This is a genomic window from Xenorhabdus beddingii (assembly GCF_002127545.1).
GTDB classification, from domain to species: Bacteria; Pseudomonadota; Gammaproteobacteria; order Enterobacterales; family Enterobacteriaceae; genus Xenorhabdus; species Xenorhabdus beddingii.
In genome coordinates this window covers 1-11620 of record NZ_MUBK01000028.1, presented here as the reverse complement: position 1 = coordinate 11620, position 11620 = coordinate 1, and the positions used below count along the sequence as shown (strand labels likewise).

The window sequence follows — 11620 nt, the reverse complement described above, 5'->3', positions numbered from 1 at the left end:
GAATTAAGATTAAATATGACACCAAGAAAGGTTTTAAATGGGCTAACCCCCATCGAAGCCTATACGGGGCGCACATTGCACTTATTGTGTTAATCCAGCATCCTTCAATAGATAAAATAAATAATTCAGCCTTTATCCTCCTCCCATATTTATTGATAAAAGGATGAGGTAAGAATGTTTAATACCCTATTTAATTATTTAATCATTATTTTCGTTTTTATCAAAAATAAAAATGATTGAAGTAATCTTTCTATTAAAAAGGTTTACCTATGAAATCTAATTTTTGGAGAAAGATTTATCTTGTTTTATTCAGCGGGTTATTTATTTTTTTACTCGCCAATTGTGCCCAAAATAAGCGCCATTTATTCAAAACTCAGGAGAAACCGATGGCACATCGTTTGAACCCGATATCAAGTGAACCAATCTATCTGCGTCGTGCAGGGGACTCTAATTCTGAATTCGATATTTCTCAAGCATCTGCCCATTGGGTTGATAGACAGACGCTATTATGGCCAGATGGCGCGCAAAAACCCATTGTCCGCCTGTATTATAATCGCAACAATCAGGTGGCGGTGAATGATCAAGGCTATTTTACCGATGAGTATCGGGTGCTTACACCGACCATCATAAGTCAGGAAACCGCAAGCAAGTTTCCCCATTTGGCAGAGTGGGCGGCATTCCGTCTGCCAGAGGGCGTGGATATGGATCAACTGTTGCTTGGGGATTTAGTGGTGCTGGCTGCCGATGAGCAGGATTTATTGTCCGCAGCAGCCCAAGTACAAACGGCTGGCGTATTGGATGATCGCTTTGCTGAGGCGGCTGATAAATTGGAATATGGGGCACGGGTCAATGATGAAGGCGTCATTTTCCGGTTGTGGGCGCCGACTGCCCAAGAGGTTGGTCTGGTTATTTACGATCAGGATAAACAGATGATTGCCAGACACACAATGCAGCGTGATGCAGCGAGCGGTTCTTGGTCATGGCAAGGGGATAAACGTTTAATCGGGGCTTACTATCGTTATGCTTTAAAGGTATACCATCCATCTTCCCGCAAGATTGAACGCTATGCCGTGACCGACCCCTATTCTCACAGTCTGTCCACTAACTCGGAATACAGTCAGGTTGTCAATCTGGATGATGAATCCCTAAAGCCACAAAATTGGGATCATTTACTCGCTCCACACCCGCAAAACACCCCCGCAGATATTGCGCGTATGACTATCTATGAAGCGCATATCCGCGATTTGTCTGCGACAGACAACACGATACCGGAAGTTTGGCGGGGCAAGTATCTGGCGCTGACTGACAATAATAGCGATATGTTCAAACATCTTCAGGCACTCAGTCAGGCGGGAATGACCCATATGGAGTTGCTGCCGGTCTTTGATATCGCTTCTGTGAATGAATTCAGTCATCAGGTGGCGGATCTTGATCATCCTTTCAGCCGTTTATGCCACATTAATGCAACGGTGAGAAATAGCCGATTTGCGGGTTATTGCCAGAGTTCATTGACTGTGCGGGAAGTTTTTCAGCAATTACAACGTGATGACAATATCAAGAACCCGCAAGTGCAAGAATTAAATGCGATGGTGGCAGAAACGGATTCTTATAACTGGGGCTATGATCCGTTTCATTACACAGTGCCTGAGGGGTCTTATGCCACCGACCCGGAAGGCTCTGGCCGGATAAAAGAATTCCGCACTATGGTTCAGGCCATCAAGCAGCAATTGGGCATGAATGTGATCATGGATGTTGTTTACAACCATGCCGATGCAGCCGGTCCTACCGCCCGCACGTCAGTATTGGATAAAATTGTGCCTGGGTATTACCACCGTTTGGATGAAGTCACAGGCCATGTGGAAAATAGTACCTGTTGTTCTGATACCGCGCCGGAACGTCGCATGTTTGCCAAACTTATTGAAGACTCACTGGTGACTTGGGTTAAGGATTATAAGATAGATGCCTTTCGGTTTGATTTGATGGGCTATCACCCTAAAGCGCAAATCGTGTCGGCACTGGAAAAAGTGCGCACGGTTAACCCATCGATCTACTTTTTGGGTGAGGGGTGGAATTCCGGGCAGGACGATCGATTCGAAACGGCGTCGCAGATTAACCTTAAGGGGACAGGCATTGGCACGTTCTCTGATCGGTTGCGGGATGCGGTACGTGGTGGCGCGCCGTTTGATGTTGCCGATAGTATTCGGGTTAACCAAGGGGTCGGGAATGGTGCGGGAACATTACCCAATGAAATCGCGCGATTAGATGCAAATGAAATCCGCCATTTGTGGGATCTGGTACGCCTTGGCATGGCGGGTAACCTGGCCGATTTTGTCATGATTGATAAAGACGGCGCAGTGAAAGCAGGGCGGGAAATTGATTATAAGGGTGTCATGGCGGGTTATGCCTCAGAGCCGACTGAAGTGCTGAATTATGTCTCGAAGCATGATAATCAAACATTGTGGGACATCATTAGCTATAAGGCCGCACCTCAGGCAAATCTCATGACCCGGGTTCGTATGCAGGCAATTTCTCTTGCCACAATATTTCTTGGTCAGGGGCTGGCTTTTGATCAACAGGGGTCAGAGTTATTGCGCTCAAAATCGTTTACCCGTGATTCCTATAATGCGGGTGATTGGTTTAATCGTGTGAGTTATGACTATAAAGATAATAATTATGATGTCGGAATGCCGGAACGTGGCAATGACGGTAAAAATTATCCACTGATTAAGCGGATTAAAAATCAGGTAAAAAATCCTGGTCAGCCTGAATTATTACAGATGACGGCTTTTTATCAGGAGTTATTGCGTTTGCGCCAATTTTCGCCCTTGATGGTACTGGGTGATGGCGCTGCTGTTAGGCAACGTGTTGATTTTTTGAATGTCGGTCCACATCAGCAAATCGGATTATTGGTCATGACAATCGATGATGGCAACACAACCTCTCATGATCGGGATTGGCGATTTGATGGTTTGGTGGTGGTCATTAATGCGGCTCCGTGGTCTGTCACGGTCAAAGACCTTAATATTAATGGATTGAAATTAAATGATATTCAACGTGAATTGGGTCAGTCTTCTCTGGCGGCGGGAATACGTATCACGAAAAAAGGGGAAGTAACCATGCCCGCTTGGTCAGCCGCAGTGCTGGTTTTACCTCAGGAAGGGATACGTGGCACAGGCTTACCTGTTCGTAGGAAATAACAGGACGTAATCTGCCGCCCGAACACAACGCCGGAGCTTTTTTTCATCTTCGGCGCTCACGTTTCCTCAAGGGCCTCTCCAATTTGGGGTGGCTCTTCCAACGGTAGAATAAAGTGAAAACTCGCTCCCCCTTTTTTATTATTATCCGCCCATATCTTTCCACCGTGAATTTCGATGATAGATTGGCAGATGGCTAAACCTAATCCAACACCGGGTATGGCTGATCCTTTACTGGCGCGTGAAAATTTATCGAAAATGAATTGCTCCTGCCCCGCAGGAATGCCGGTTCCTGCATCCCAGACTTCGATATGCACCTGTTTATGGCCTGTTTTTTGTTCAATGATGGCCTGTATCCCAAGAGGTGTCTGTTCATGGGTATATTTAATGGCATTTTCCAGCAGGTTGATAAAAACCCGCTCTAATAAGGCGCCATCACAGTGCAGGAGTAAATGGGCAGGTAGGGAAAGTGCTACGGTATAACGGTTGAGGGGATATTCCAGTGAACGTAAAGCGTTACCAACAATTTCGTCCAATGAATACCATTCGAGGTTGAGTTGAATGCCGCCTGATTGAATGCGCGCCATATCCAGCAGGTTATTGACCAACCGTGATGTGCTGAGAATTTGTTGGCGGATTTGGTGCACTTGTTGCGTGTGCGCTGAATTTTCAGCGGACAAATCCAACATCAGTATTTCTGTTTGCCCGAATAGCACGGTTAATGGCGTGCGCAAATCGTGAGACAGCGCAGCCAGTAGCGAGTTGCGCAGTTGTTCACGCTCGGTTTCCAATTTGGCAGATTCAGCACTGCGGGCAAGGTATAAACGTTCCAGTGCGTTGGCGATAATGCCGGTGAAAGTTTGTAATAACCGTTGTTGTTCCGGGACGAATAATTGGCGCAGGTTAGGGGATTCAATGGCAAGAACGGCAAATACCTGTGAAGGGGTGGCGATAGGCAGTAATTGGTAAGGCACCCCCGGTAATGTATCCGTTCCCGCGCCGGCAGGTTGTTTTTTATCGAAACACCATTTGGCAATCGCTTCGTCAATTTGCATCTGGCCGCCGTTATTGGATTGCACTTGATATAGATGGTGGCGGCTGTCTGGCAATAACAGCCCGGTTTTTGCTTGAAAGCTATTGGATAAAAAGTGATAGCTGATGCGGGCAACCTCTTCTTCGTTCAACGCCCGGCTGAGTTTACGGGTAATTTCATAGAGGTGCCGTGTTCGCTGTTCACGATAACGGGCAATTCTGGCCTGATAGCGGATACCAGAGGTCAAGTTTCCGACAACTGTGCCGACAATCAGCATTACAGTCAGTGTGAGCAGGTATTGCATGTCTTTGACTGCCAGTGACCAGTGTGGTTGGACAAAGAAAATGTCGAAACTGATGACATTGATAAAAGCGGCAAAAACCGAGGGCCAGCGGCCATAAAACAGGGCGATAATGACAACGCCGAGCAGGTAGAGTGTCACCAGATTGGCTTTATCAAGGGTAAATAAGAAAGCCCGGGAAAAGAGAGTAATGAGGGCGCAAAGCATGATAGCCATCATGAAGCCCTGAACTGAGCCTCGCCATTTGCCATTGAATGTTCGGTTATCCTTTTGCTCTTTATCCCAGCGCCTTTTGTCTTCCAGAGCCACAATAATCAGATCCAGATCGGGACCCAGTTTTCCCAGTTTTTCCGAAAAATCGGCTCGCCATTTATAGCCGAAGAGTGTCGAGTGTGCATCGTAATAGCGGCCAATCAGGATCTTCCCCAGATTATGATCTCTTGCGTAGCGCAGGATCGCTTTTTCTTCGTCAGAGTCGGATAGTGTTGCGGTCTCCGCCCCCAGATCCTGTGCCAGTTTCAGGGCTTTTAGAATGGTGCGGCGTTTTCCTTCTGACAACCGGTGTAGTTTAGGGGTTTCAACGTAAACAGCGTGCCAGATGCAATTCAGTTTTGTGGCTAAACGGGCCGCTTTCCGAACCAGTTTTTCATTGCCTGCATTGTCGCCAATGCATAACAGTAAATTGTCCCGTGTATGCCATACCGGTTCTTTTCCCAGCGTATCACGACAAGCGCGCATTTGATCATCTACGCGATCTGCGGTGCGGCGCAACGCCAATTCGCGCAAAGCAATCAGGTTTTCTTTACGGAAAAAATGTTCAATGGCCCGTTCAGCCTGATCGGATAGATAAACTTTGCCTTCTTTAAGCCGCTGCCGCAGATCGTCAGGCGGGAGATCAACCAGAACAACATCATCAGCCTGATCAAAGATATGATCGGGAATGGTTTCGCGAACACGAATACCCGTTATACCGCCGACAATATCATTCAGGCTTTCCAGATGCTGTACGTTGATGGTGGTCAGGACATCAATGCCGGCTTCCAGTAATTCTTCTACATCTTGCCAGCGTTTAGGGTGGCGACAACCTTGAGGATTACTGAATGCCAATTCATCCATCAAAATAATGGCAGGATGACGGGCGATAGCCGCGTCAATATCAAATGCGGCTATCCTGCGTTCATGACGGCGAAAATATTTTGCGGGCAATTGGGGCAACCCTGCCAATAGGGCTGCGGTTTCTTGTCGTTCATGAGTTTCAACAACGCCGATGATCACATCCAGCCCTTGAGCCAACAGTCGCTGGGCTTCTTGCAGCATGGCATAGGTTTTACCGACACCGGCACAAGCCCCGAAAAATATTTTGAGCTTGCCGCGTGGTTTTTCGTTTGCCAATGTCAGTAAGTCATCTGGATCAGGGCGTTGTGGGTCATTTTGGCTCATATTTTATCTGCCTTTTGGCTATTTTTTTGCTGTGTTTTTGGGTGTAGATTATCCAGTGCCAAATTGAGTTCCAGTACATTCACGACAGGTTCACCCAGATATTCCAGCAGAGGATATTGAATATTTTTCTGAATTAATTCATGAATCACCTGCAGTGGTAAATGGCGCGCTGTAGCGACACGTTGTGCCTGAAACTCGGCTGCGGCGGGAGAGATATGAGGATCAAGCCCACTGCCGGAAGCTGTCACGAGATCAACAGGAATCGGCAGGTTTTCAGGATAATTGAATAGGCGTACTTTAATTATGTTTTGGTGAATTTTACTGATTAAGGCGGGATTGTTCACAGAGAAATTGCTTCCTCCGGATGATAGCGTGTTATACGGTTTTTCTGCCGTCATGGAAGGGCGGCCATGAAAATAGGTGGTTTGGGTAAAGTGTTGACCGATTAATTCCGAACCAATCCATTGGTGATTGTGTTCAATCAACGAACCTTGAGCCTGATGGGGAAATAAGACATGGGATATCCCTGTCACCAGCAATGGATAGGCAATCCCGGTGATGAGGGTAAGAAAGGCTAGCAGGACAATGGTGGTACGTAGCTGGATCATGTTCATCACCTTATTGGAAGGTCTGAATATTTTAAAATGGGTTAAAAATTAACGCAGTGAGTAACAGATCAATGACCTTGATGCCGACAAAAGGCACAATCAACCCCCCCAGACCATATATCCACAGGTTTCGGCGTAAAAGTGACAGTGCGTTCATTGGGCGATAATTGATGCCTTTTAAGGCCAATGGAAGCAGGAATATAATGATTATCGCATTGAAAATGACCGCCGACAGTACCGCAGATTCCGGGGAGTGAAGGCGCATGATGTTCAGGTCATTGAGCTGTGGATAGGTGACGGCAAAGGCTGCGGGAATGATAGCGAAGTATTTGGCGATATCATTGGCAATGCTGAAGGTGGTTAGGGCGCCGCGGGTCATCAGCATTTGTTTGCCAATATGGACAACTTCAATCAGTTTAGTGGGGTTGGAATCCAGGTCCACCATATTGCCCGCCTCTTTTGCCGCCTGTGTGCCGGAATTCATGGCAACGGCAACATCGGCTTGTGCCAGTGCGGGCGCATCGTTTGTGCCATCACCGGTCATGGCGACCAGACGCCCCTCTGACTGATATTGGCGGATCAGCGCCAGTTTCGCTTCGGGAGTGGCTTCTGCCAGAAAATCATCAACGCCGGCTTCGGCAGCAATGGCGGCGGCAGTCAGGTGATTGTCTCCCGTGATCATCACCGTCTTGATCCCCATTTTGCGCATTTCATTGAAACGCTCTTTGATCCCGCCTTTCACAATATCTTTTAAGGCGACAACGCCCAAAACCCGCTGGTTCTCAGCAACGACCAGTGGGGTTCCTCCTTTGTGTGCGACTTGCTGTACCAACAGATCAATGGCATTGGGAAAATGGCTGTGGTTGGCTTCAATGTGGCGGCGGATAGCATCTGTAGCGCCCTTGCGTATCATGCGATCCCCAATGTTGATACCGCTCATGCGTGTCATGGCGGAGAAAGGCACAAAGGTGGCGTTCAGCGCCCGCAGATCGCGTTCACGCATATTGAAACGCTGTTTTGCCAAAATCACGATACTGCGCCCTTCCGGTGTTTCATCGGCAAGGGAGGAAAGTTGGGCGGCATCGGCCAATTGCTGTTCCGTTACGTCAGGAGCGGGTAGAAATTGTGATGCCTGACGGTTGCCTAATGTAATGGTGCCTGTTTTATCCAGTAGCAGAACATCGACATCACCGGCGGCTTCAATGGCGCGTCCGCTTGTGGCAATGACATTGGCTTCTAACATGCGGCTCATTCCTGCAACCCCAATGGCTGAAAGTAATCCGCCAATGGTGGTTGGAATCAGGCAAACCAGCAGGGCAATCAATACCGTGAGTGTAATGGGTGTGCCGGATTGATTGGCGTGTACACTGAACAAAGAAAAAGGCAGGAGGCTGACACAAACCAGCAGGAAGATAATGGTCAAGGCAGTCAGTAAAATGGTGAGGGCAATTTCATTGGGGGTTTTGCGTCGTTTGGCGCTTTCAACCATGGAAATCATTCGGTCCAGAAAAGTTTCCCCCGGATTGACGGTACATTCGATGATCAACCAATCAGATAAAATCCGGGTCCCCCCCGTAACAGAGGAGAAATCTCCCCCTGATTCGCGGATGACGGGGGCGGATTCTCCTGTAATGGCGCTCTCATCCACGGAGGCTCCCCCCTCAAGGACTTCACCATCACAGGGAATGATGTCGCCGGCTTCGACCAGAACAATATCCCCTTTGCGCAGCGTATCGGAAGTCACTTTTTCCTTGGTGGCCTCACGACGGGGTGAGGCAAGTTTCATCGCCCAACCGGTTTTTTTTACGCCTTTTAAACTGGAGGCTTGCGCTTTGCTGCGTCCCTCTGCCAATGCCTCTGCAAAATTGGCAAACAGCACGGTAAACCATAACCAAAGTGCAATGGCGCCGGTAAACAGCAGGTCATTGGTGAACAACACGTTATCGCTGAATGGCGAATACCCCGTTAATTGCCCTATCAAGATGCAAAACCATAAGGCGGTAGTCAGGCAGCTTCCCAGATAGACAATGAACATGACAGGATTATGCCATTGATGGGCGGGATGGCATTTTTTAAACGAGTCAATGAGTGCATGGCGAATCAAAGTGGGTTCAAATAATCGTTGTTGTTTGTTTTTCATGCAAAATCTCCCATTTCACTGCCAAAATTGTAAATATTCTGCAATCGGGCCGAGAGCCAGGGCAGGGATAAAGGTGAGCGCGCCAATCAGTAAAATGACCAGAATTAATAATCCGATGAAGAGGGAACCGTGGGTGGGTAGGGTGCCACTGCTGATCGGTTGGCGCTTTTTGCTCATCATGGAACCGGCGATGGCCAGAACAGGAAAAATGAGGCCAAAACGCCCCAGAAACATAACGGCTCCCAACAGCAGGTTATAGAAAACGTCGTTGACATGCAGGCCGGCAAAGGCACTGCCATTGTTGTTGGCTGCGGATGAGAGGGCATAAAGGACTTCAGTAAAGCCGTGCGCGCCGGGGTTTGCAATCGCACTACGTCCGGCGTCGGTTGAAATTGCCAGAATGGTTCCCAACAGGATAAGGGAAGGGGTGACCAAAAGCGCCAATGCGACCATTTTCATCTCATAGACATCGATTTTTTTGCCTAAATATTCAGGGGCGCGACCAATCATCAAACCGGCAATAAATACCGCCAGCAGAACGAACAGCAACATGCCATAGAGACCAGAACCGACACCGCCAAATATCACTTCGCCAATTTGCATTAACCAAAGCGGAATCATTCCACCCAGCGCGGTGAAGGAGTCATGCATGGCATTTACGGCACCACAGGAAGCCGCCGTGGTCACTACGCTATACAGGGAGGAAGCAAGGACGCCGAAACGGGCTTCTTTTCCTTCCAGATTTAAATGGCTATTGACGTTGGGCTGCATAAGATGGGGATTACCCACGATTTCGGCGTGCATGACAACGCTGACGGCAACAATGAAGACGATGCTCATCGCCCAGAGTAAGGCATACCCCTGACGATTGTCCCCCACCACCCGACCGAATGCGAAACACAGCGCACAGGGGATCAAAAAGATAGTCAGGACTTGGACAAAGTTACTGAGTGACGTCGGATTTTCAAATGGATGAGCTGAGTTTGCCGCAAAAAAACCACCGCCATTCGTTCCCAAAAGTTTTATCGCTTCCTGAGAGGCAACGGGTCCCATGGGGAGCAAATGTTGCTGGCCTTCAAGGGAATGGATGAGGATATAGGAGGAAAAATTTTGCATAACCCCCTGACTGACGAAAAATAAGGCAATGATAAAGGCCAGTGGAAGCAAGAGATATAAAGTGATGCGTGTAATATCGATCCACGCATTTCCCAATGTGTTAACGCCTTGACGGGAAAATGCCCTGATTAACACGAAAGCCACTGAAATTCCGGTTGCCGCAGAGAGAAAGTTTTGAACCGTTAACCCGACCATTTGGCTCAGATAGCTCAGGGTATTCTCTCCGCTATAAGCCTGCCAATTGGTATTGGTGACAAAACTTATCGCCGTATTAAGTGCCAGATCCCATTGCAAGCCAGCAAAATGTTGTGGGTTCAATGGCATATTTCCCTGATTCATCAGGAGGATAAATAATAACACCAGCCCTGCGATATTGAAGATGAGAATGGTGAGGCCATACTGCCACCCGTTCATTTCTTTCAGGTTGTTGCCCGGTTTTTTCAGGCCACAGCAGCGCCACAGGATTGTTTCTGCTTTTATGAGCCAGCGGGGTAATTCACCTTCGATCAGACCGGCGATGAGGCTGCCGAGAGGTTTGCTCAATAGAAACAGAACGAGCAAGAAGCTGGCAATCAGTAGAAAGGCGGATGCAGCCATACTTAGAAATCCTCCGCATTCAATAATGCATAAATCAGGTAACCCAATAGTAGAATGACCAGAAAAATTCCAATGATGAGAAAGATATTCATGGTGTATCCCCTTACCTATTTCTTTAATAATTAGCCGGTTACAGCATATAAGTGAGCATATAAAGAAGTGATTGAAAGAGATCCCGAAAGTATAAAAAAGTATCAATGACAAACGGAATTAATTGACAAGACGTTATTAAGGCAAGTGTAGCAAATTCTGGATAGTTAATTTTTTGTTTTCAAATTGTTTGTTTTGTTTCTGTTTAAGTATCGTTTTTGTAATTAAATTACGCAACAAGAAAAAAAAGGTGATTTATGCCCCTGAAAAAGTGGTCTGATGAGTAGTAAGTTTTCAGTTTGTCAGGTAAAATTTTATACATCTTACAGATTCAGCCCATGAGGAGGGGTCAATGTCTCTTTATCGTGAATACTCCTGGCATCAGGTTCTCTTACGGCGCATTGGCGCTCTATCACTGGGCGTTATTGCGCTTCCTGTCATGTTGTTTCGTCGTGATCGTGCCCGTTTTTATAGCTATCTGCATAAAGTGTGGGCAAAAACCAGCGATAAGCCAGTATGGTTGGCATGTTCAGAAATCGCCTCAGGTCATCGAAATCGCTAAGATTGCGCTATGACGGAATTTGATCACATTTTTCCGTCTTCCCCGTTCCCATGCTGGATGTTTCTGCCTGATCGGGTATTGTGAATATAATATTTTGCATATGGTATTTTGACACCTTGCTAGTTTATTCTGGCGAGGTGTTTTGTTTTATACGCCAGTTGGCGAATGAATTGACTTAATTCATGACAGGTATCTGTTTTATGGTGAAAAAGCTGAATAAAAGAGGGAATGTGATGAACAATGTTGAATTAGAACATGTGCTCAATACGGAATTGAATATCCGTGAATTTCAAGATTATGCCCCCAATGGCTTACAGGTGGAAGGACGTTCCCATGTTCAACGGGTGGTGACAGGCGTGACCGCTTGTCAGGCATTATTGGACGAAGCGGTTCGCTTGGAAGCGGATGCCGTCATTGTTCATCATGGGTATTTTTGGAAGAATGAATCTCCTGTGATCCGTGGCATGAAACGTCGTCGTTTGCAAACCTTGCTCTGCAATGACATCAACCTGTATGGCTATCATCTCCCGCTTGATGCC

The 11620-nt window shown here is 47.3% G+C and carries 8 protein-coding genes; 3 read left to right on the top strand and 5 right to left on the bottom strand.

Annotated features, from left to right (window positions below):
• Positions 1-386: 386 nt before the first annotated feature.
• Entirely contained in the window at positions 387-3197 is a 2811-nt protein-coding gene (gene pulA / locus Xbed_RS15080; RefSeq protein WP_086113754.1) for a pullulanase-type alpha-1,6-glucosidase, read from the top strand.
• 56 nt (positions 3198-3253) lie between these two features.
• Here the strand turns inward: pulA and kdpD are convergent, their stop codons facing one another.
• The 5 genes from kdpD to kdpF are packed head-to-tail and all read right to left on the bottom strand — an operon-like array spanning position 3254 to position 10521.
• Entirely contained in the window at positions 3254-5968 is a 2715-nt protein-coding gene (gene kdpD, locus Xbed_RS15075; RefSeq protein WP_086113727.1) for a two-component system sensor histidine kinase KdpD, read from the bottom strand.
• Complete coding sequence (gene kdpC / locus Xbed_RS15070; protein ID WP_086113726.1) at positions 5965-6576, bottom strand: potassium-transporting ATPase subunit KdpC; 612 nt, start codon at positions 6574-6576, stop codon at positions 5965-5967. Before kdpC ends, kdpD begins: the two co-directional genes overlap by 4 nt.
• Positions 6577-6607: 31 nt before the next feature.
• The gene (gene kdpB, locus Xbed_RS15065) at positions 6608-8716 is read right to left on the bottom strand and encodes a potassium-transporting ATPase subunit KdpB (protein ID WP_086113725.1); all 2109 of its coding nucleotides are present in this window, start codon (positions 8714-8716) and stop codon (positions 6608-6610) included.
• 15 nt (positions 8717-8731) lie between these two features.
• Positions 8732-10429: a potassium-transporting ATPase subunit KdpA gene (gene kdpA, locus Xbed_RS15060; RefSeq protein ID WP_086113724.1), complete on the bottom strand. Its 1698-nt coding sequence runs from the start codon at positions 10427-10429 to the stop codon at positions 8732-8734.
• 2 nt (positions 10430-10431) lie between these two features.
• Positions 10432-10521, bottom strand: coding sequence for a K(+)-transporting ATPase subunit F (gene kdpF, locus Xbed_RS15055; protein ID WP_086113723.1), 90 nt, complete (start codon positions 10519-10521; stop codon positions 10432-10434).
• A 350-nt stretch (positions 10522-10871) separates the two neighbouring features.
• Here kdpF and Xbed_RS15050 point away from each other — a divergent pair, with 350 nt between their 5' ends.
• Together Xbed_RS15050 and Xbed_RS15045 are read left to right on the top strand one after the other, a co-directional pair.
• A complete protein-coding gene (locus Xbed_RS15050) occupies positions 10872-11081 on the top strand; it encodes a YbfA family protein (protein WP_086113722.1) in 210 nt (69 codons plus the stop codon).
• A gap of 233 nt (positions 11082-11314) precedes the next feature.
• Positions 11315-11620, top strand: a 306-nt coding sequence (locus Xbed_RS15045; RefSeq protein WP_208612255.1) for a Nif3-like dinuclear metal center hexameric protein, incomplete at its 3' end; no start/stop codon positions are given.

Coding starts and splice junctions, on each gene's coding strand:
- pulA (WP_086113754.1), top strand. CDS start 387: ATGGCACATCGTTTGAACCCGATATCAAGTGAACCAATCTATCTGCGT.
- kdpD (WP_086113727.1), bottom strand. CDS start 5,968: ATGAGCCAAAATGACCCACAACGCCCTGATCCAGATGACTTACTGACA.
- kdpC (WP_086113726.1), bottom strand. CDS start 6,576: ATGATCCAGCTACGTACCACCATTGTCCTGCTAGCCTTTCTTACCCTC.
- kdpB (WP_086113725.1), bottom strand. CDS start 8,716: ATGAAAAACAAACAACAACGATTATTTGAACCCACTTTGATTCGCCAT.
- kdpA (WP_086113724.1), bottom strand. CDS start 10,429: ATGGCTGCATCCGCCTTTCTACTGATTGCCAGCTTCTTGCTCGTTCTG.
- kdpF (WP_086113723.1), bottom strand. CDS start 10,521: ATGAATATCTTTCTCATCATTGGAATTTTTCTGGTCATTCTACTATTG.
- Xbed_RS15050 (WP_086113722.1), top strand. CDS start 10,872: ATGTCTCTTTATCGTGAATACTCCTGGCATCAGGTTCTCTTACGGCGC.